Annotated in this window: 17 protein-coding genes and 1 pseudogene; 7 read left to right on the top strand and 11 right to left on the bottom strand. The window is 60.5% G+C overall.

Going from position 1 to position 21,251, the window contains the following annotated elements:
• Positions 1-2: 2 nt before the first annotated feature.
• The 6 genes from GH784_RS04480 to GH784_RS04505 all read right to left on the bottom strand — a co-directional run bounded on the left by GH784_RS04480 (position 3) and on the right by GH784_RS04505 (position 6,176).
• A complete protein-coding gene (locus GH784_RS04480; protein WP_065705778.1) occupies positions 3-1,088 on the bottom strand; it encodes an ABC transporter ATP-binding protein in 1,086 nt (361 codons plus the stop codon).
• Positions 1,085-1,912, bottom strand: coding sequence for a carbohydrate ABC transporter permease (locus GH784_RS04485; RefSeq protein WP_065705780.1), 828 nt, complete (start codon positions 1,910-1,912; stop codon positions 1,085-1,087). Before GH784_RS04485 ends, GH784_RS04480 begins: the two co-directional genes overlap by 4 nt.
• On the bottom strand, positions 1,909-2,811 hold the full coding sequence (locus GH784_RS04490) for a carbohydrate ABC transporter permease (protein ID WP_003518164.1): 903 nt from the start codon (positions 2,809-2,811) through the stop codon (positions 1,909-1,911). Before GH784_RS04490 ends, GH784_RS04485 begins: the two co-directional genes overlap by 4 nt.
• Before the next feature lie 114 nt (positions 2,812-2,925).
• Positions 2,926-4,158: an ABC transporter substrate-binding protein gene (locus GH784_RS04495; protein ID WP_153793216.1), complete on the bottom strand. Its 1,233-nt coding sequence runs from the start codon at positions 4,156-4,158 to the stop codon at positions 2,926-2,928.
• A gap of 68 nt (positions 4,159-4,226) precedes the next feature.
• Positions 4,227-5,129 carry a sugar phosphate isomerase/epimerase family protein gene (locus GH784_RS04500; protein WP_013762259.1) on the bottom strand — a complete coding sequence of 301 codons (903 nt, stop codon included), beginning with the start codon at positions 5,127-5,129 and terminating at the stop codon, positions 4,227-4,229.
• 12 nt (positions 5,130-5,141) lie between these two features.
• The gene (locus GH784_RS04505; RefSeq protein WP_060642867.1) at positions 5,142-6,176 is read right to left on the bottom strand and encodes a Gfo/Idh/MocA family protein; all 1,035 of its coding nucleotides are present in this window, start codon (positions 6,174-6,176) and stop codon (positions 5,142-5,144) included.
• A 139-nt stretch (positions 6,177-6,315) separates the two neighbouring features.
• Here GH784_RS04505 and GH784_RS04510 point away from each other — a divergent pair, with 139 nt between their 5' ends.
• On the top strand, positions 6,316-7,353 hold the full coding sequence (locus GH784_RS04510) for a LacI family DNA-binding transcriptional regulator (RefSeq protein ID WP_003518158.1): 1,038 nt from the start codon (positions 6,316-6,318) through the stop codon (positions 7,351-7,353).
• A gap of 8 nt (positions 7,354-7,361) precedes the next feature.
• Here the strand turns inward: GH784_RS04510 and GH784_RS04515 are convergent, their stop codons facing one another.
• Both GH784_RS04515 and GH784_RS04520 read right to left on the bottom strand, forming a co-directional pair.
• Entirely contained in the window at positions 7,362-8,240 is an 879-nt protein-coding gene (locus GH784_RS04515) for a hypothetical protein (protein WP_065705782.1), read from the bottom strand.
• Positions 8,241-8,369: 129 nt separating this feature from the next.
• Complete coding sequence (locus GH784_RS04520; protein ID WP_019566906.1) at positions 8,370-9,401, bottom strand: GlxA family transcriptional regulator; 1,032 nt, start codon at positions 9,399-9,401, stop codon at positions 8,370-8,372.
• A 100-nt stretch (positions 9,402-9,501) separates the two neighbouring features.
• Here GH784_RS04520 and GH784_RS04525 point away from each other — a divergent pair, with 100 nt between their 5' ends.
• From GH784_RS04525 to purU, 6 genes are all read left to right on the top strand, one after another.
• Entirely contained in the window at positions 9,502-10,755 is a 1,254-nt protein-coding gene (locus tag GH784_RS04525) for a sarcosine oxidase subunit beta family protein (protein ID WP_003518155.1), read from the top strand.
• An 11-nt stretch (positions 10,756-10,766) separates the two neighbouring features.
• Entirely contained in the window at positions 10,767-11,087 is a 321-nt protein-coding gene (locus tag GH784_RS04530) for a sarcosine oxidase subunit delta (RefSeq protein ID WP_065705784.1), read from the top strand.
• Positions 11,084-14,074, top strand: coding sequence for a sarcosine oxidase subunit alpha (locus GH784_RS04535; RefSeq protein WP_153793217.1), 2,991 nt, complete (start codon positions 11,084-11,086; stop codon positions 14,072-14,074). Before GH784_RS04530 ends, GH784_RS04535 begins: the two co-directional genes overlap by 4 nt.
• Before the next feature lie 13 nt (positions 14,075-14,087).
• The gene (gene soxG / locus GH784_RS04540) at positions 14,088-14,642 is read left to right on the top strand and encodes a sarcosine oxidase subunit gamma family protein (RefSeq protein ID WP_065705789.1); all 555 of its coding nucleotides are present in this window, start codon (positions 14,088-14,090) and stop codon (positions 14,640-14,642) included.
• A gap of 17 nt (positions 14,643-14,659) precedes the next feature.
• The gene (gene glyA / locus GH784_RS04545; protein ID WP_019566911.1) at positions 14,660-15,928 is read left to right on the top strand and encodes a serine hydroxymethyltransferase; all 1,269 of its coding nucleotides are present in this window, start codon (positions 14,660-14,662) and stop codon (positions 15,926-15,928) included.
• Between the two features lie 90 nt (positions 15,929-16,018).
• Positions 16,019-16,903 (top strand): formyltetrahydrofolate deformylase, encoded by an 885-nt coding sequence (gene purU, locus GH784_RS04550; protein WP_065705836.1) that lies wholly within the window; start codon positions 16,019-16,021, stop codon positions 16,901-16,903.
• Between the two features lie 24 nt (positions 16,904-16,927).
• Here purU and GH784_RS04555 read toward each other — a convergent pair whose 3' ends face one another.
• The 3 genes and pseudogenes from GH784_RS04555 to GH784_RS04565 all read right to left on the bottom strand — a co-directional run bounded on the left by GH784_RS04555 (position 16,928) and on the right by GH784_RS04565 (position 21,249).
• Positions 16,928-19,021, bottom strand: coding sequence for a mechanosensitive ion channel domain-containing protein (locus GH784_RS04555; protein WP_065705791.1), 2,094 nt, complete (start codon positions 19,019-19,021; stop codon positions 16,928-16,930).
• Positions 19,018-19,634: pseudogene (locus tag GH784_RS04560) on the bottom strand (ParB-like protein). The gene GH784_RS04555 and the pseudogene GH784_RS04560 overlap by 4 nt, the downstream one beginning before the upstream one ends.
• Positions 19,618-21,249 (bottom strand): SulP family inorganic anion transporter, encoded by a 1,632-nt coding sequence (locus GH784_RS04565; protein ID WP_376909215.1) that lies wholly within the window; start codon positions 21,247-21,249, stop codon positions 19,618-19,620. The pseudogene GH784_RS04560 and the gene GH784_RS04565 overlap by 17 nt, the downstream one beginning before the upstream one ends.
• Between the last annotated feature and the right edge of the window lie 2 nt (positions 21,250-21,251).

Genomic DNA, 21,251 nt, shown 5'->3' on the forward strand with positions numbered 1-21,251 from the left:
TTTCACCGGCCTCCGAGGCCGGCTCCGGTTTCTTCATCAAATAAATGCAGGTCGGTCGGGTTGATGTCGAGGCCGACGACTTCGCCGCTCCTGACCTCACTGCGTCCCTGTATAGCGATGACCACTTCGGTCGATGTGCCAAGGGTGAGGAAGGTGGCCGAACCTGTGGTTTCCACGGCCGAAACAGGTAACGTCAGCGCCGCGCCGGTTGCGGTTCGACATCGGATGTGTTCCGGCCTGATACCAACGATGACACGCTTGCCGGGCGATAAGGGAGCCGGGTTTTTGATGGACTGCTGCGGCTCGCCTTCACTGAAACGAAGCTGAAGCGCCGCGCCGTCCGGGCTGACCGTTGCCGGAATGAAATTCATTGCCGGTGAACCGATGAAGCCAGCAACAAAACGATTGACCGGGCGGTCGTATAATTCCAGTGGCGTGCCCTGCTGTTCGATCACGCCGTCGCGCATGACGACGACGTGATCCGCCATCGTCATAGCCTCTATCTGGTCATGGGTGACATAGACCGAGGTGGCGTGCAAGCGGTCGTGCAACGCTCGGATTTCCTTGCGCATGTGCACACGCAGGGCCGCGTCTAGATTGGAGAGCGGTTCGTCGAACAGGAATGCCTGCGGGTTGCGGATGATCGCGCGGCTCATCGCCACACGCTGGCGCTGCCCGCCGGAAAGTTCGCGCGGATAGCGCTTCATCAGCTTTGACAGGCCTGTGGTGGCTGCAACCTCCTCTGCCGCCTTGCGGGCTTCCGATTTTGCCACGCCGCGCATGCGCAGCGAGTAGGTCAGGTTCTCCTCCACCGTCATGTGCGGGTAGAGCGCATAGGACTGGAACACCATCGCCACATCGCGCTTGCGCGGCGGCACACCGTTCATCAAAGTGCCTGCAATACGCATGTCGCCGCTCGATATGGTTTCCAGCCCCGCCAGCGAACGCAGCAAGGTGGACTTTCCGCAACCGGACGGGCCGACGAGGGCGACGAAGGTGCCCTTCTTGATGGAAAGATGGATGTTCTTCAGCGCGTGGAAGGCGCCGTAATATTTGTTTACGCCGGAAAGTTCGATCTGAAGGGTCATTTTAACGCTCCCGATGTCAGGCCGGAAACGATGCGGCGCTGCAAGAGAATGAACAGGGCAAGAATGGGCGTCACATACATGGTCGCATAGGCCATGATGTTGTTCCATTCGCTGGTGTTGGGGCCCATGAAGGAATTGAGGCCGACACTGGCAGGCTGCAATTCAGCCGCCTGGATCATCGATTTCGAATAGACGAATTCCCCGAATGCCTGCATGAAAATGAGAATGGCGCTGACGAGAATGCCGTTTCTGGCAAGCGGCAGCACGATGTTGAAGAAGGCGCCGACGCGGGAATTGCCGTCCACAAGCGCTGCCTCTTCCAGCTCCTGCGGCACCGCCATGAAGGTTGCGCGCACCAGCACCACGAAGAAGGGCATGCTTTTCGCCGCAATGGCGAGAATGACCGACAGGCGGGGATAATCCAGCAGACCCATTTGCGAGAAGCCGACGAAGATCGGCGTAATCATAAGGGACGCCGGCAGAACCTGCAGCATGAGGATGAGGAAGAGGCCGATATCAACCCAGACGTTGCGATAGCGCGCCAGCACATAGGCGCAGCCAACGCCAAGCACGGTGATGAGCGCCACGGCACTTGAAGCGATGAGCACCGAATTCCACAGATAACGGCCCATATTGCGGCTTTCCCAGACATAGGCATAGGTCTGCCATTGCGGATCGGCCGGCCAGAAGCCCGGCGGGTTCGCAAACATCTCCGAGCCGCTTTTCAGCGAGGTCAGATACATCCAGTAGAGCGGAAAGAGATAGATGACGGCAAGCACGATGGCGATTGCCAGCATCAACCGGTTGCGGGTCGTGATACTCATCCGCGCACCTCATGCCGTGTCGAGCGCACATAAACGACGGAAGCCAGCATGACGAAAACGATCATGATGACGGAGATCGTCGCGCCCTTGCCGAAATCATATTGCCGGAACGAAAGATCCCAGGCCCAATATTGCGCCACGTTGGAACTGTTGTTGGGCCCGCCATCGGTGATGGCGGCGAAAAGATCGAACTGCTGAAGCGTGAAGATCAGGCCGAGCGAGATGATCGCGCCGATGGTGGAACGCATCATCGGCAGGGTGATGGTGTAAAAACGCTGCCAGGCGTTCGCGCCATCCAGCTCCGCCGCTTCGTAGAGATCGCCGGGGATGGAGGCGAGGCCGACAGAAAGAAGGATCATGTTGAACGAGGTGCCGAGCCAGATATTGGCGATGACCACGGCCCAGAGCGAAAAATTCGCGTCCGATCGCCAGAAGATATTGCCTGAGATCATGCCGCTTTCCCGCAGGAAGAAATTCAGCACGCCGAAATCGCCTGACAATATCCAGTTCCAGATCGCGCCGACGACGAGGCCGGGCATGACCCAGGAAACGAGGAACAGCCCGCGCAGCCAGGTGGCGCCGGGAAAGTTAACCCAGAAGAACAGCGCCAGACCGAAGCCGATGGCAAATTGCCCGGCAATCGAGGTGACGACAAAGGTGACGGTGTTGAAAAGGATCGGCAATGTTTCCGGTTGCCGGAACAGGTCGATATAATTCTTGAAGCCGACGAAGGGGCGCACGAAGGTGCCCAGGCTGAACATGTCGACTTCCTGAAAGCTCATGACGATGTTGTAGATGAGCGGCAGGCCCGCCATGACGAACAGGAAGCCCAAAGGAAATGCGACGAGGATGAGGTCGAAACCACGACCGTCGCTGACGCTGGAAAACAGTTTTTTCATGAAACATCCTCACAAGCTCCGATCGGGGCCGCCGCTGCATAAAGCAGCAGGCAGCCCCACCGGGAGGAACCCCTTGGATGGGGCCGGGTGAACCCGGCCGCCCGCCCAGACAGATCAGCCTTCGATCAGCTTTATCTTTTCAGCGGCCTGATCGAGCGCGGCCTTCGGCGTCATCTGACCCGACAGGGCGCCCTGGATAGCGTCCTGGATCGCCTTGGAAATCTTCGGCCATTCAGGCGAGGGACCACGCGGCTGCGCATATTTGAGTTGCTCGATAAAGGTCTTGAGCGCTTCGTCCTTCAGCGCGTTGCCGGTGGGCGGAACGGGAATATCGGAACGCGCCGGCAATTGCCCGAAGTTCTTGAACATGTCCTTGTCCTGCGAGGCGAAAAATTCGATGGCCTTGAAGGCTTCGGCGGGATGTTTGCTCTTGGAGAAGATCGCCCAGTTATAGTCGCCCATGGCCGAAGACCGCGGCGCGTCCGGCGTCGGAACCGGCAGTAGCGTCACGCCCCAGTCGAACTTGGCGTCCTTGAGCATGCGGTCGATTTCCCAAGGACCGGAGATCGCCATGGCCGCGTTGCCGGCGTTGAAGGTGGCGGTGGAATCCCACTGGCTGCGCGTCAGCGTATCCGGCGAGGCCAGCTTTTCACTGAGAAGGGTCTTCCATGTTTCAAGCGCCTTCACCGCGCCATCGGTATTGATGTTTTTGTAGGTGGCGCCGGCCATCTGCGCCCATGGCAGAAACTGGAAGGTGCCCTCCTCGTTGGCCTTGGCGCTGAAGCTGATGCCGTAAACATTCTTGGCGGGGTTGGTCAGCTTGCGGGCAGCTTCCACAAGCTCGTCCCAGGTCTGCGGCGGTTTTGCCGCATCGAGACCGGCTGCCTTGAACAGGTCCTTGTTGCAATAGAGTGCGATCGTATTCGTCGCCTTCGGAACGCCGAAATATTTGCCGTCCCATGTTACGGATTTCAGCGGGCCCGGAAAATAGTTTGCCGTCTTGATGACGTCCGACTTCGCAATCATATCCGTCACGTCAAGAAACGCGCCACGTGCGGCGAACATGGCGTGGTTTGGGTTGTCAATGGCGATGATATCGGGCGCGTTGCCGGTCGAGTAGGCGCGCATGGATTCGCTCACCACATCATCGAACTGCAATTGCCGGTATTCGATCTTGATGCCGTTATTGAGCTTGTTGAACTCGTTCACGAGGTTGGGTGCCGGCTGGATGTCCCTGTCCAGCGACCACAGGGTCAAGGTGACATCTTCCGCATGCGCCACCATCGCACCGGCGGATACGCCTGCCAGAACAAGCGCACCGGCGATCATGCATTTCGCGATACCCATAATAATCTCCTCCTCTTGGTTATCGTCTCTGCAATTACTGGAAGCCTTCTCCCAAAGGCTTCCATTCCTCAGGTGGGATCGACGACAAAATCGCCGCCCCGGCAATGTTTCAGATAGTTCAGGCCGTGTACCTGCCCCGTCATTTCCAGCGCGTCGCGATAGACGGGGTCATGCCAGCCTTCGATGTCGATCGAGCCGGACCAGCCGGCCAGGCGCAGTTCCGAAATAATGTCCGTCCAGTTGCTGTCGCCGAAGCCCGGCGTGCGCATGAAGACGAATTTTTCCTTGCCGAAAATCCCATGCTCACGAATGACATCCCAACGAATGGTCGCATCCTTGCCGTGCACGTGGAAAATCTTGTCCGCCCATTTGCGGATCTGCGGCAGCGGATCGATGAGATAAACCATCTGGTGGCAGGGTTCCCATTCGATGCCGATATTCTCGTCCGGCGTTTCGTTGAACATCAGTTCCCACGCATCCGGATTATGGGCGATGTTCCAGTCGCCGGTTTGCCAGTTGCCGTCCATGGCGCAATTTTCAAAGGCGATCTTCACGCCCTTGTCCGCTGCGCGTTTGGCAAGCTCGCTCCAGATTTCCTTGTAACGGGGCAGGCTCTCGGGCAGCGGCTTTCCGCGCAGGCGGCCGGTGAAACCGGCAACGCAGGTGGCACCGAAGTGATGGGCATTGTCGATGCAGTCTTTCCAGCCCTGCAAGGTCTGAAGGTCGATTTCCGTTTCCTCCAGCGGATTGCCGAACATGCCGAGCGTGCCGATGGTGATGTCGCGGTCACCGATCGCGTCAAGTGAACGCTTGCCAAGCTCGGCAAGGTCCTGGCCGTTGGTCGTCTGCCAGAAGAACGGTTCGAAGCTCTCGAAACCAAGATCGGCTATCTGCCCGATGCGTTCAGCTGCCTGTCCCTTGGTGGCGCTGACCATGGTGCCGATGCGGATGGATTTTGCCGGATTGCTCACGTCTGTCGGTCCTTATGCTGCGATGGAAACGCGCTGGCCGATGCGGGCGCTTTCAATCGCGCCGATCACCATTGCCAGGCTGTTGATGTTGTCGAAGGAGGCCGTTTCCGGCATCTGGCCGGTACGGATGGATTGAAGAAACGAGAGTATGACGCTGGCGTGGCCGTGCGTATCCTTCTCGGAAATACTGTCGGAAACGTTTACGGTCTTGAATCCGCGTAGAAGACCCGGCTCTTCGCCGGCGACGGATGCGGAGAAATTGTCTTCGCCGTCCCAGAGGATCATGCCCTTGGAGCCAATCAGCCGCCAGCGGGCTTCCCAACTGGTTCTTTCGCCTTCCGCGCACCAGGAGCCGCGATAGGTAAACACCACATCGTTGGAGAATTCGAATATGGCATTGGCGCTTGCCCCGTGGGCGTACCAGGAGCCTGCCGGATTTTTCTCCACGCAAAACACGGAGAGCGGCTTTTCATCGGCGACGAAACGCGCCGCATCGAAAGTGTGGATCGCCATGTCGAGAAGAAGAACGTTCTTCATCTCCTCGCGGAAACCGCCGAAATGGGGTCCGAGGAAAAAGTCGCAGTGAATGGCCGTCAAATCACCGATAATACCGTCTTCCACGGCCCGGCGCAGCCGTCGGATGCCGGAGATAAAGCGCCGGTTTTGCACCACAGCATGAATTTTTCCGGCCTTTTCCGCCAGTTCCACCAGCTTTTCGGCTTCTTCCATCGAGGCCGCAAGCGGCTTTTCGCTGAGCACATGGCACCCGGCTGCAAGACCGGTTTCAACCACGGCATACCGTGCCTGCGGGATGACGACATCGAACAGGATGTCGGCTTTGGTCCGTGCGAGAACATCGCGGAGATCGACGCCGATGATGACGTCGGTGAGGGAGAATTCTTCGGCAAGCGCGCGTGCCGTGTCTTCGTTCAGATCGACGAACCCGACTATCTTGATCGCGCCGAGAATGTCCGGCGTCGATTGAATGGCGCGCAGCCAACCTTTGGCCATAGCTCCGCACCCGCATAAAACGGCATTATATGTCATCTTCTCTCCCCGGTCTCTGGGCAAACTCCTCTTTGCGCAGAGCGTCGTAAACGTTTACGACACTAGGATGATCATGTTAGATATGTCAATACCGTTATTGGGGACGCATATTTCGTACCCGGCTCAGGAGGGGGAGTGCATGAAAGGAATTCGTCAGCTTGCCGATTATCTGGAGATATCGATAGGCACCGTTTCCCGTGCCTTGAACGGCAAGCCCGACGTTAACGAGGAGACGCGGCGGCGTGTTCTGGAGGCGGCGGAAAAACTTGGCTATGTCGCAAACCAGTCAGGCCGCAGCCTCAGGCAGGGGACGACTAACGTCATCGGCCTGATGACCGGCAGCGACGCGCAGACGGTGGAGAACTCCGACAACTTCTTCATGGGAGTGACGGATGGTTTGCAAAGCGTGTTTTCCGCTCACAATCTCGATCTTATCGTTCTGCCGTGTCCCGGTGAGGAAGACCCGGACGAATATCTCAAGCGCATGGTGGCGCGCCGCATGGTGGATGCGATGATCATTTCCTCGACCCGCCGTGTCGATAAGCGTGTCGATTTTTTAAAGCAGACCCGCTTGCCTTTCGTAACGCTCGGCCGCACCTCTTCCAGCGCCGATCATGCGTGGATCGATCTCGATTTCGAGGAGGTTGCGCGCAGTGCCGTCAACCGGCTCGCCGCTGCCGGCCATCGCACCATTGCGGTTGCCGCACCCGATAGCGACGTCAATCTCGGTTATGTTTTCATGGACGGGTACCGGCGCGGACTGGAGGAGAACGGCATTGCTTACGATCCCTCTCTGGTCATCCGGGCGAAATCGAGCGAGCAGGGCGGATATCACGCCGCCAGCGAGTGGCTACAGATGCGGCCGCGGCCAACCGCGCTTGTGCTGATCTATGAGCTGATGGCCCTTGGCCTTTATCGCCGTCTGGCGGAAGTGGGACTGAAACCGGGACGGGATCTTGCGGTCATCGGTTTTCGCGATGGTCCACGCGGCCAGTTTCTCGAACCGCGATTGACCAGTTTCCGCATGTCCCTGCACGATCTCGGCGTAATGGTAGCCCAGACGCTTCTGTCTACAATGCCGGCCTATGCGCCGTTTTACCCAAATCAGGCGCGTTACTGCGTCTGGCCGATGCAGCTTGTCGCCGGAGAGAGCGACCCAGGCCCCGCATCATTATAGGCGTGGCGTCAAAGCTTGTGGTCTCGAATGGTCGCAACGCCGAACGGATTGAATTTATATTCGTCCTCCTCATACCGCGTGTCATCGGACAGGTCGGCACGACGATCCTTCACGGCCGCTTCAACCCCGTTGCGGGTCATTTGATCGGCAATATCGTCAATCAGCGCGGCGATCTTCAGCTGCTCGCTATTGGTTGAGGGCTGCTGCTGGTCTTTTCGGGTGAAGTGTATCTCCACGTCAGGCAATCCGACCAGATGAAAGCCGACGCTCCCCATTCCGTCGGCATCGCCGCCGATGGGCCGGCGCGCGAAGGCTAGACGGCAGGTTCTGGCGAATGCCAGGGCGTCGTTTGCTGCCGCGTTACGGCGCGACTGTTCGAAGAGTTCCTTCCACCGCTGCACACCATGGGCAACGCCGGCGCTTTCACCCTTTACGGCAACTGCGCCACTATCGAGCATGTGGTGCACGAACATCAGGGCTTTACCGCAGGTCGCCACGGCTGTTTCCGCGGCCATTGACGGGCCAAGCACATAAAGAACCGAGCCGTGGCCTGCGACTGCCTCCTCGTCACTCTCCTGATAGGCGTCCGGCTCGACACGATCCCAGCAGACATTGAAGGAGCGTTCCATCCTGTCGTCCGGTTCATCCTGCGAATAATCCTCATCGAGACTGAAATCGCCGGCAAATTTATCGATAGCGGCGCGAGCGCTCTGCCGCAGCGCTGCCAGACCATTTTCCGGGCCGAGAAAACAAAGGACATGGCGGGGTTTGTATTCGGAGCGGGATTGGGCAACTGCCGGAAGGTTGCTCGCGGCCTTGCCGACAGACGGTCTTCCCAGCACAAGGCCACCTAAAAGCGCGAGAACGCCACGACGCTCTGAATTCATCCCATTCCCCCCACGGCTCCCCTAAACAGGATCGAGGACTTTTATACCGGTACGGGCAAGTCTGACCATATCAAATACGTTGATCTATTTTTTGCAGGGCCCGACTTTTCGCAGGCGAACAGCAAAGCCTCAAGGTTGCGGCAACAACACGCCGACTGCGAATTCTTCGTCCGTTGTCGTGTGGCCAATCTGCGTTTTGCGATATTCGCTGGGGCTGAAGCCGCGCTCGGCACGAAGTGTGCGGGAAAGGTGTGGGGCGTCGCAAAACCCGGTGGCGAGCGCAATCTGGGTGATCGGGTCACGCGTGGTGCGCAGGAGGGAAAGGGCGCGGTCGAGCCGCAGCTCAAGATAGACCTTGGAGGGCGTTGCTTTCAGGTCTCCAAGGAAACGCCGTTCGAGGCTGCGTCGGCCAAGGCCGAGATCGCGCGCAAGTTCGAGCACGGTTCTCGGAACCTCGATGTTCTGCTGCATGCGCAGGATCGCCTTTCTGACCAGGGGATCGGTTGCCGTTCTGGTGCTCTGCTGGCCGGGCTGGGGTTTTTCGCCGCTGAGCGCACTGTCGATCATCATGATATTGAGGCTTTTGATGGCGGCCGACTGGCCGACATGGCGCTCCACAAGGAACGCCGCCAGATGCGCAGCACCATGGCCGCCCGAACAGGTCAGGCGGTTACGATCTATGACGAAGAGCTGGTCGGAGACCATCTGCTCGGCGTCGAACCGGTCGAGAAAATCCTGATGATGGAACCAGCTCACGCAGCAGCGATAACCATCCAGCAGGCCGGCTTCATGTAGAATGAAAACGCCGGTGCAGAGCCCGATAAGGGGAGTGCCCGCTGCCGCACGGTCTTTCAGGAACCGCAATGCCTCCGGCGGCAGGGCGCTGTGGTCGCTGATCAATCCGCCGACAACAACGATATAGTCGTAATGCACCGCGTCGATGAGCCGCGTATCCGGTTGCACCTTCACACCACAGCTCGATTGCACATTGCCAAGGGTCGCCGACAGCACGGACCATTCGCACAGGATCGGCCGGGAACGGTCAGCCTCATCGGCAGCAAGACGCAGCACATCGACGAAATTGGCGAAGGCCGACAGCGTGAACCGGTCGGCGAGCAGGAAGGCGACGCTGAGGCGTTTCTTGGCGCGATGAGAGCTCATGGCGCAAATATTCACGCAAACAGACGCGATTGTCCAGCCCGGCCGCTGTAAATCTCCGTAGGCTTTTGAATACCGAGAGTTCCAACCAGCAGGCCCGCTCATGACGCGTTTTAATGCCTTCAATCTCCTGCGGAATGCCCTGACCGGCCACAAGAACTGGGACGAGCAATGGCCCGATAGCCAGCCAAAAGCCGAATATGACGTGGTCATCGTCGGCGCCGGGGGGCACGGTCTGGGTGCGGCCTATTATCTGGCCAGCCAGCACGGTATCACCAATGTCGCTGTCATCGACAAGGGCTGGCTCGGCGGCGGCAATACCGGCCGCAACACGACCATCATCCGCTCCAACTATCTCTACGACGAAAGCGCGCGTCTTTACGATCACGCCGTCGATTTGTGGGAGAACTTGAGCCAGGAACTGAACTACAACGTCATGTATTCGCGGCGCGGGGTGCTGATGCTCGCCCATAATGTCCACGATGTGCAGAGCTTCAAGCGCCACATCCATTCCAACCGTTTGAACGGTGTCGACAATCGCTGGCTTACCCCGGAAGAATGCAAGGAATATTGTCCGCCGCTGAGCATATCGCCAAACGCCCGCTACCCGGTGATGGGCGGTGCGCTTCAGGAACGTGCCGGCACGGCGCGCCACGATGCGGTTGCCTGGGGTTATGCGCGCGGTGCTGCCGCCCGTGGCGTCGATATCATCCAGAATTGCCCGGTCACCGCCATTCGCCGCAATGCCGACGGGTCCGTCGCGGGTGTCGAGACGGCGCGAGGTTTCATCAAGGCGAAAAAAGTTGCGGTTTCCGCCGCTGGCCATACGTCCGTTGTCATGGATACCGCAGGCGTGCGCCTGCCGCTCGAAAGCTATCCGCTGCAGGCTCTGGTGTCTGAGCCGATCAAGCCGATATTCCCCTGCGTGGTCATGTCGAATGCCGTCCACGCCTATATCAGCCAGTCCGACAAGGGTGAGCTGGTGATCGGTTCGGGTACGGACCAGTATACCTCTTATTCGCAGCGCGGCGGCCTGCCGCTGATCGAACATACGATCGCCGCCATCGTCGAAATCTTCCCGATCTTCAACCGCATGCGGATGCTGCGCAAATGGGGCGGCATTGTTGATGTCACGCCGGATCGCTCGGCCATTCTCGGCAAGACGCCGGTCGACGGGCTTTATGTCAATTGCGGCTGGGGCACGGGTGGTTTCAAGGCCACGCCGGGCGCTGCCCACACCTTCGCCTGGACCATCGCGAAAAACGAACCGCACCCGATCAACGCGCCTTTCACGCTGGAGCGTTTCCGCTCCGGCCGCCTGATCGACGAGGCCGCCGCCGCTGCCGTGGCGCACTGAGGAGCTAACCCATGCTGCTGATCCGTTGCCCCTATTGCCATGAAACGCTGCCCGAAGCCGAATTCACCTATGCCGGGCAGGCCCATGTCGTGCGCGCGGCCGACCCCTCGTCTCAGAGTGATGAACAGTGGGAAGAATTCCTGTTCATCCGCGAAAACGCCAGGGGTCCGCATTTCGAGCGCTGGCGGCACCTGCATGGCTGCGGTTGCTTCTTCAATGCGGTGCGCGACACGGTGAGCGACCGTTTCCTGACAACCTATCGCGTAGGCGAGCCGCGTCCTGATCTCTCCTCCCTATCCAGCGCACCAGCCAGCTCCGAGGTGTCGAAATGAACTCCTATCGCGTTTCCGGCCGTGGCCGGGTGGATGCCGCCCGCTCGGTAAGCTTCACCTTCGATGGGAAGACCTATCGCGGCGTAAAGGGGGATACGGTCGCCTCCGCGCTTCTCGCCAATGGCGTACATCTCACGGGCCGCTCGTTCAAATACCACCGCCCGCGCGGCCCTGTAGCGGCGGGTTCCGAGGAGCCGAATGCGCTGATCGGCACCCGCCGCGGCTCCGGCCGGTTCGAGCCAAATACCCGCGCCACGGTGCAGGAAATCTGGAGCGGGCTGGAAACCACCTCTCAGAACAAATATCCCAGCCTGAAATTCGATATCGGCGCAGTCAACGACATGGCCTATATGCTGTTTTCGGCGGGCTTTTACTACAAGACATTCATGTGGCCGAAGAGCTTCTGGAACAAGGTCTATGAGCCCTTCATCCGCGCGGCGGCCGGTCTCGGCGTCTCGCCCACGGAAGAAGACCCCGATACCTATGCCTCGCGCAACCTGCATTGCGACGTGCTGATCGTCGGCGCCGGTCCTGCGGGTCTGGCTGCGGCGCGCGCAGCGGCGGTCGATGGTCTCAAGGTCGTGCTAGTGGACGAAAATGCCGAAGCCGGCGGGACGCTGCTGTCCGAGCCGCAGGCGCAGATTGACGGCCAGCCAGCATGGAACTGGCTGGCGGACGAGTTGAAGGCGCTGAAGGAGCGCGGCGTCAGGGTCATGACCCGCACGACGGCGATTGCCTACTACCACCAGAACATGATCGGCCTTTGCGAAAAGCTGACCGACCATCTCGAAACCGTGACCAAGGACATGCCGCGTGAACGCCTGTGGCGGGTGCGGGCGCGCCATGTGGTGCTGGCGCAGGGGGCTCTCGAAAAACCGCTGGTCTTCCATGGCAATGATCGGCCGGGCGTGATGCTGGCGGGCTCCGCCCAGACCTATCTGAACCGCTATGGCGTCAAGGTAGGCAACAGGCCGGTGGTGGTGACGAGCCATGACAGCGCCTGGTATGCCGCCTTCGATCTTCATGGCGCAGGCGCGCGGGTGCAGGCCATCGTCGATACCCGTTCGAAGGTGCGCGAGGAACTGGTGAACGAGGCGCGCGCGCTCGGCATTCCGGTGCGGCTGTCGCATACCGTGACGGCGACTTTGGGCCGGTTGCGTGTGAAATCAGTCCGCGTCAATCCGGTGAATGGCTCCGCGGTCGGCGCGGGGCAGGAAATCGCCTGTGATGCGTTGCTGATGTCTGGCGGCTGGACGCCGTCGCTGCATCTGTTTTCCCATACGCAGGGCAAGATTGCCTGGGACGATCAGCGGACCACCTTCCTGCCGGCCATGACCAATGAGGATTGTGCAATTGCCGGCGCCGGGCGCGGGCTTTGGGGCATTGAAGCGGTGCTGAAGGATGGCGCCGAGCAGGGCCGGAAGATCGCTGCAGCCCTGGGCAAGACGGGCGATACCCGCGACTATGCGGTGGAGCACGACCGCACCGGCAGCGGCGTATCGCTGACGGAATTGCCGAGCGATCGCGATGCCGGCAAGGCCAAGGCCTTCGTCGATTACCAGAACGACGTGACCGCAAAGGATCTGCGGCTGGCCGTGCGCGAGGGCATGCGCTCCATCGAGCACGTCAAGCGCTACACCACCAACGGCATGGCGACCGATCAGGGCAAGATGTCCAATATCAACGGCCTCAACATCGCGGCAGAAGCGCTCGGCAAACGCCAGCCGGAAGTAGGCCTGACGACCTTCCGCCCACCCTATACGCCGACGACCTTCGGCGCTTTCGCCGGTTATCATCGCGGCCAGCATTTCGAGGTGACGCGCAAGACGCAGATCGACAGCTGGGCTGAGGAGCATGGCGCGGTTTACGAACCGGTCGGCCAATGGCGGCGCGCCTGGTACTTCCCCAAACCAGGTGAAGACATGGATGCGGCAGTCGGCCGCGAATGCCGGGCGGTGCGGCAAAGCCTCGGCATGTTCGACGCCTCGACGCTCGGCAAGATCGAGGTCGTCGGGCCGGATGCGGTCGAGTTCATGAACCGCATGTACACCAACCCGTGGTCGAAGCTCGCGCCCGGCCGCTGCCGTTACGGCCTGCTTCTGGGTGATGACGGCTTCATTCGCGACGACGGCGTCATCGGCCGCATGACCGAGGATCGCTTCCACGTCACCACCACCACCGGCGGTGCGGCAAGGGTGATGAACATGATGGAGGATTACCTCCAGACCGAATGGCCGGATCTCAACGTCTGGCTGACTTCCACCACCGAGCAATGGTCTACCATTGCGCTGAACGGCCCGAATGCGGCAAAGCTGCTCGCTCCGCTGGTCGAGGGCGTCGAGCTGACGGAAGAGGCTTTCCCGCATATGTCCTGCGCGGAATGCACGGTGGCCGGCATGCCGGCGCGGCTGTTCCGGGTGTCGTTCACCGGCGAGATCGGCTTCGAAGTCAACGTGCCCGCGCCGCTTGGCCGCAAGCTCTGGGAAATCCTGTGGGAGGCCGGCCAGCAATACGGCATCACCGCCTATGGCACGGAAACCATGCATGTGCTGCGTGCCGAAAAGGGTTACATCATCGTCGGCCAGGATACCGACGGCACGGTCACGCCCTATGATGCCGCGATGGGCTGGGCCGTGGGCAAGACCAAACCGGATTTCGTCGGCAAGCGTGGCCTCGCGCGCCCCGATCTCGTCGCCAAGGGCCGTCGTCACCTCGTCGGTCTTCTGACCGAAGACCGCTCGAAGCTTGAAGAGGGCGCGCAGATTGTCTTCGATCCGAAGCAGCCTATCCCGATGAAAATGGTCGGTCATGTCACCTCGTCCTATCATTCGGATGCGGTTGGCCAGCCGATTGCGCTGGCGCTGATCGAGGGCGGCCATGAGCGGATGGGAGAGACCGTCTATATTCCGATGCCCGAACGCACGATTGCCGCAAAAATCACCGGGATGGTCTTTGTCGATCCCGAAAACACCCGCCTGAAGATCTGACCCGGAGATGACAATGAACATGCGCGTTTCCTCCCCCGTTCCCGGCACGCTGGCCGAGAGCAAAGCAGCCCGGGTCAGCATATTGGCCGCGCAGGGGCGGCTGTCGCTGCGTGCGCGCGGCGATCTGGTCCCGCTCAATAGAGCCCTTGGCCTGACCTTGCCCGACCGGATCGGCGCTCGCACTGCTGCAGGCGAAATCGAGGCCGTGCGCCTTGGTCCCGACGAATGGACGATCCTTGCTCCCGTTGGCGCGGTCGACAGGGTGATTGCGGCCTGCGCTGGCATTTATGCCGGCCATCCGCATAGTCTCGTCGATATTTCAGGAAGGGAAGTGACGCTCGCGATCAAGGGGCCGCTCGCCGCCGAGCTTTTGACACTCGGCTGTGCCCGCGACATCGACACCATTCCGGTTGGCGAGGCCCGCAGAACGATTTTCGATGGCGTGACCGTGGTGCTGTGGCGCGATGCGCCGGATGGTTTCCGTATGGATATCTGGAACAGTTTCGCGCCGCATCTCGGCCATTTGCTTGAAACCGGCTGCAAGGAACTTGCCGCCGAAATCGCCTGATCCTTGAGGAGGAAACAATGCTCAACCGTCTGTCCCATAATGCCGTTTCGGATACGGTGATTGCCGACGCCATCGCCGAGGAACTCGATCGCCAGAAAACCCAGATTGAACTGATCGCTTCGGAGAATATCGTGTCCGCCGACGTTCTGGCGGCGCAAGGCTCGGTGCTGACCAACAAATATGCCGAAGGTTATCCCGGCAAACGCTATTATGGCGGCTGCGAATTCGTCGACAAGGTCGAGCAGGTCGCCATCGACCGGCTGAAGCAACTTTTCGGCGCGGAGTTTGCGAACGTTCAGCCGCATTCCGGCGCGCAGGCCAATCAGGCGGTGTTTCTGGCACTTCTTCAGCCGGGCGACCGGATCATGGGGCTTTCGCTGGCCCATGGCGGCCACCTGACCCACGGTTCGCCGGTTACCATGTCGGGCAAGTGGTTCGATGTCGTCTCCTATGAGGTGGATGCAGAGACGCATCTGATCGATATGGAAAAGGTTCGGGCAAAGGCGCTGGAAACCAGGCCGAAGCTGATCGTCGCAGGCGCCTCGGCCTATCCGCGCCAGATCGATTTCGAAGGCTTCCGCAAGATCGCCGACGAGGTTGGCGCATGGCTGATGGTCGACATGGCCCATTATGCCGGCCTGATCGCCGGCGGCAAATATCCAAATCCGGTGCCGCACGCCCATGTCGTCACCTCCACCACCCACAAGACCCTGCGCGGCCCTCGCGGCGGCGTCATTTTGACCAACGATGCCGATCTGGCAAAGAAGCTGAATTCGGCCGTCTTCCCCGGCAATCAGGGCGGCCCGCTGATGCATGTCATCGCTGCCAAGGCCGTTGCCTTCGGCGAGGCGCTGCGGCCGGACTTTGCCGACTACGCCGGTCAGGTCATAGCCAATGCTCAGGCTCTGGCGCGAGTGCTGACGGATGGCGGTCTGGGGATCGTGTCTGGTGGAACCGACAGCCACATGGTTCTGGTCGATCTGCGTCCGAAGGGCGTTACCGGCAAGGTTGCCGAAATCGCTCTTGAGCGGGCAGGTCTCACCTGCAACAAGAACTCCATTCCCAACGACCCGGAAAAGCCCTTCGTCACCTCGGGCATCCGGCTCGGCAGCTCGGCCGGTACCACGCGCGGCTTCGGCGTGGCCGAATTCGAGCGGATCGGCGTGCTGATCCTGCGCGTCATCGACGCGCTGGCTGTCAGTGCCGAAGGCAATGCTGAGATTGAGGCGAACGTGCGGGCCGAGGTTGCAGCGCTGTGTGAGGACTTCCCGATCTACGGCGCGTAACACGCTATTATCGGTCTCGTTAGCCATGATCGGGCAGGGCGGCATCACCGCCAATGTGCCCGATCGCTGATCCATCAAGGGGAGCAGGATTTGACCAGCTATGTCATGAAAGTCTCGTGCCCGGCACGCAGCGGCATCGTTGCTGCCGTGTCCGGATATCTCGCGCGGTCCGGCTGCAACATCAACGACAGTTCGCAATTCACCGACCTGGAAACGGGCCGCTTTTTCATGCGGCTGAGCTTCGTTTCGGAGGAAGGGATGGAACCCGCTGCTCTCGTCGCAGGGTTCGCTTCCGTCGCCGCCGATTTCGACATGGAATACGATGTCCATGATCTCTCGCGGAAAACGAAAGTCGTGATCATGGTTTCACGCTTCGGCCATTGCCTGAACGATCTGCTTTATCGTTCCCACATTGGTGCATTGCCTGTGGAGATTGTCGCTGTCATCTCCAATCACCTCGAATATCAGAAGCAGGTGGTGAACGAGGATATTCCCTTTCACCACATTCGCGTCACGCCGGAGACGAAACCGGAAGCCGAGGCGGCCATACTGCAGGTGGTGCGCGATGCAGGCGCCGAACTCGTCGTGCTGGCGCGCTACATGCAGGTTCTGTCGGAACGGCTGTGCCAGGAAATGTCTGGCCGCATCATCAACATCCACCACTCCTTCCTGCCTTCCTTCAAGGGCGCAAACCCTTACAAGCAGGCCTATGAGCGCGGCGTGCGACTGATCGGCGCGACGGCCCATTACGTCACCGCTGATCTCGATGAAGGCCCGATCATCGAACAGGACACGATCCGCGTCACCCATGCCCAGAGCGGCATGGATTATGTGAGCCTCGGGAGGGACGTGGAAAGCCAGGTTCTGGCGCGCGCCATTCATGCCCATATCCATCACCGTGTCTTCCTCAACGGCAACAAGACCGTGGTGTTTCCAGCTTCGCCGGGCGAATATATGTCCGAACGAATGGGCTAAGGTTGGGGCGCGGTTGCCGGAGGCCTATTCTTCCACCGGCCCCGTCCCGTCGCTTGCTTCGGGCTCCTGTGGCCGCGCGCTTCGTGTAGATGTGGGATAGGCGCCCGCCATGCTGGCGAACTGGATGTCGTTTTGCGCAAAGGCATCCTTCAGCATCGAATAGGCCTTGCGGCGCACCATGGAGGATTGCCCGCCGGCGCGCAGCATCATGCCGAAACCAAGCGTCATGCCATATTCGCCGAATTGCTCGACGCCCTTCAGCTTGACGGTTTCGATCAGGAACTGTCCGAATTCCGGGTCTTCCTTCAGCGCCTTACCGATCTCCTTGGTAATGGCCCGGACCTTGGCAATGTCAGTATCGAAGGCGACCGTGACGAGGAATTTGTCGATCGACCAGTCGCGGCTCATATTTTCGACGGCGCCGAGCGATCCGAACGGCACGGTGAAAATCGGGCCGCGATGGTGCCGCAGTTTGACCGAGCGGATGCTGAAGGATTCCACCGTGCCGCGGTAGGAACCGCTCTGGATGTATTCGCCGACGCGGAAGGCGTCGTCGATCATGTAGAACACGCCGCTGATGATGTCCTTGACCAGCGTCTGCGAACCGAAACCGATGGCGATGCCGAAGATGCCGGCGCTCGCCAGCAGCGGCCCGATATTGACGCCGAGTTCCGAAAGTGCCGTCATGACCGCAACCGCGGCGATGATGATGCCGAGCATGTTGCGAAGGATCGGCAGAATGGTCAAAAGCCGGTCATCTTGCGGCTGGCCCACACCCGGTTGGCCGCTCATCGGGTTGCCGGCGGGTGTACTCAACTCCAGCCGCCGTGCGATCATCGACTTGATCGCGATCCAGACGAGATCGGCAAGAAGCAGGATCAGCGCCCCGTGCAGGACGCCGACGACGATCGACGTCAGCAATGCGCCATCGGGCAGGGAATTCGGATGCGCGCGCACGAGGAAGATCAGCCACAGGATGGCAGTCCCGACGATTGCAAGCCGCACGCCTCGCTCGACCAGTACCGGGCGAAGATCGCTTTCCCCATAGGTGCCGATGTCGGTTGCCAGCTTTCGCGCCGCGATGCCAAGCGTCGAGGCAAGGCCGGGCAGAACCAGCGCATAAAGCCCGATCCAGAACAGGACCCCGGCACCGGCAAGCCGCAGCCCGAAGAGGATGATGAGGCTGAAGATCAACGCGACGTCGATTGCCCTTGCCCGCTCCGAACCCGGATCGCCGACCGGGCGACGCCAGATCCAGATGCATGCGAGCAGGAACAGGAGCCCGACCATGGCGGAGGACAGAAGCCCGAGCGTTTCACGCGGGACATCGAGATTTTCGAGCGTCCTGAGCAGGGACCAGAAAATGCCGGCAAGTGTCAGGAGCCATGTCCAGCGGACGATCCAGAAATCGCGCCGGGCATAGGCCTCACGGCCAACGACCCGCCGCAGCAGGCGCGTGAAGGCAAAAAGCAGCGGCAACACGATGCTGGTTGCAAGCCAGGGCAGGAGAACGGCGCTCAGCAAAGGTGACCATTGGATGGCAAGGAACATGGCGGTGGCAGCAATGCCGTAGCCGAAGACGGGCAAAAGCCTCCGCGATACGACAGACGAGGCCTCCTTGCCGATATCCGCGCCGTTCCTGCGGGAGGCCTGCATCGCTATGATCCGGTTCGTGGCAACGCCGCCGGCAAGGCCCGCACCGAACAGGATGGATACGTGCAGCAAGAAGACGGCTGCACCGTAGTTTCTGATCTCGTCGCAAAGCCTTCCCAGCGCCGCGATGATCTGCGTGGACATGCCGGGCAGGTCCCTTGCGAGGCGGCCTAGGTGTTCGCGCCGCTTGCTTGCCCATTGGTCGAGATCGCTCAACTGGCTCTGCGGCGTCAGTTCTGGCGGCTGCTCTGTCCCGGCGGCCGCAAGCTTCTGTGTGAGAAGGGCACGAACATCGTCCTGTCCCAGAAGCTGTAGCAACTGGTCGACTTTCTGCTCTGTCGTCTGTTCCGTAGGGGCCGGTCTCGCTGGCGGCGGTAGTTCCTGCGCAGCTAGGCTCGCCGCGCCCAGTACGAAAACTGCGATGGCAGCCGCCATCACTCGGAAAAGGGAGGGAAGGGTTGTCATCGGTCCGCTCCACACCATCCAGGCAGATGCCGCGCATCGCGCGAGCGTGCCAGTTGCATCGCTTCCTCCACAGCGTCCTCGAAGGAATGTCGCAGCTTCTTGTCTCCCACCCGGCGGCGCAGGAAATCCGCCCAGAGGAATTCACTGAAGGGAGCGTCTATTTTGGCAAAACCGCCAGCGTCGCGAACCGCGCCGGCCAGCGCGCGGAAGGGATCGTCCTTGAGATCGACGATCCGTTTGGGAAGGTTTTCGATGGGATGGCGCACGCCATCCACGTCGAAAGGATAGACGAAGTTGCGATGGTCCATCACGACCAGAATTCCTGCCGGCCGAGATGGGAAAGATCGGCAACGATACTGGTCAGGACATGTTTCACGCCTTCCTCATGCAAGGCCAAAGCGAGGTGGTGGTGGTCCACCAGATAAAGACGTTGTTTGTGACCAAGGACGACGGGTACCATGTGGTGTCCGAGGAAGTCGGCTCCCTTTTCCTCACGGATGGCGGCCCATTGCCGGCGCTTGTCCTCCACCTCGCGCAGACCGACTGTCATCTGCGTTGGTTTGAGTGAGGTGATTTCAACCGGGGTCAGATGCGGTTCAAGATTGTGTGGCAAGGCTGTCCTCCCGATGCATGGCCGCCGTCACGGCATCATCGACACTGAAATTGCTGCGCGCCACCATGTCGGATCCGCCGCCGACAAGCAGCAGATCCTTCACATGGTCGTGCATGCGCGCGTAATAGACCACGATGCTGCTGCGCTGCATCGCTGCATCGAACTCCAGCAACGCATCAAGCGCGGTGGAATCCAGTTCGAATGTTTCCTCAAGGCTGACAATCGCGATGTGCAGTTCCGGCCGCGCAACGATGTATTTGGTAACGGCGGCAAGGATCGGTTCCGCATTGCCGAAGAAAAGCGGCTGTGCGGGCCGGAGAATAATCATGCCTGACACATCCTTCGCATCCGGGTGGCGTTCCATGTCGACAAAGTCGTGGCTATCGCCCAGCCGGCCAAGATGCATGACATGCGGTAAGGAAAGCCGGCGAACGAAGACGGCGAAGGAAAGGGCGACGGCGACAAGCATGCCGTTCAGCACACCGAAGGCAAGTACGCCGGCTGCGGCGGCAAGTGCCAGATAGGCGTCGTTGCCGAGCCGCCATAAACGGATGATGGGCGCGGGGTCGAGCGCATGCAACAGCGCCACGGCGATCACGGCGGCAAGGACTGCTTCCGGGATGAAAGCGAACCATCTGGCGGCGAGCAGGCTGAAGACCGCCAGGCCGATTGCGGCGATGGCAGAGGCAAGCCGGCTTTGCGGCCCAACCGCCTCGCTTGCTGCGCCTGCGGAAAAACCCGCACCAACCGGCATACCCTGCATGGCGGCGCTGGCGATATTGGCAAGCCCGAATGCTCTGAGTTCGCGATTGGAATCGACAATTTCGCCATGGCGAAGCGAAAAGCTTCGGATGGTGCCCCATGATTCCGCAAAGAGGATGAGGACGAGTGGCGGCGCGAAGCGGGCAACATGCGCGACATCGTCGAGCGACACCGAAAACGGGCCCGCCCATATGCCGGCAAGATCGATCTGGCCGACGACGGCGACGCCCCGACTTTGAAGGTTGAGCAGGATCGAGATGGCAATTCCTGCCACGATGACGACGAGGCTACCGGGGATGGCGGGGCGCCTGCGCAGGAGAAGCAGCACGGCGAGTGCCACAACGCCGACGGCGATGCTTTCAAGGCTCCAGTCCTGCGGGCGGGAGAGGATTTGCAGGAGAATGGAAAGCGGCTCGCCCGACTGCGCCTTTATCCCGAAGAGGCTCGGCAATTGCTTTATGGTGATCAGAATGGCGAGGCCGAAGGCAAAACCGCGCAGCACGGGGCGTGAGATGACACTCGACAGGGCGCCGAGCCGCGTGGCAGCCGCAAGCAGAAACAGCAGGCCCACCAGAGCGACAGTAATGGCAACAAGCAGCATCTTTTGCGCTGGTGTGACCGAGAGCGTCGCAAGCATTGCCGCCAGGATTGCGGCGGAGGACGATGTGGGCGAGACGACCGCAAAACGGCTCTGGCCAAAAATGGCATAGACGATGCAGCCCATGATGGCGGCAAGGATGGCGTGCTGGGCTGGAACGCCGGCAATCCCCGAATAGGCGATCGCTTCCGGTAACATCAGGCCGGCAATCGACAACCCCGCCACCACATCGCGGCGGTTGAGTGTCATGGGCATGG

The organism is Agrobacterium tumefaciens (assembly GCF_009649785.1).
Taxonomy (GTDB): Bacteria; Pseudomonadota; Alphaproteobacteria; order Rhizobiales; family Rhizobiaceae; genus Agrobacterium; species Agrobacterium tumefaciens.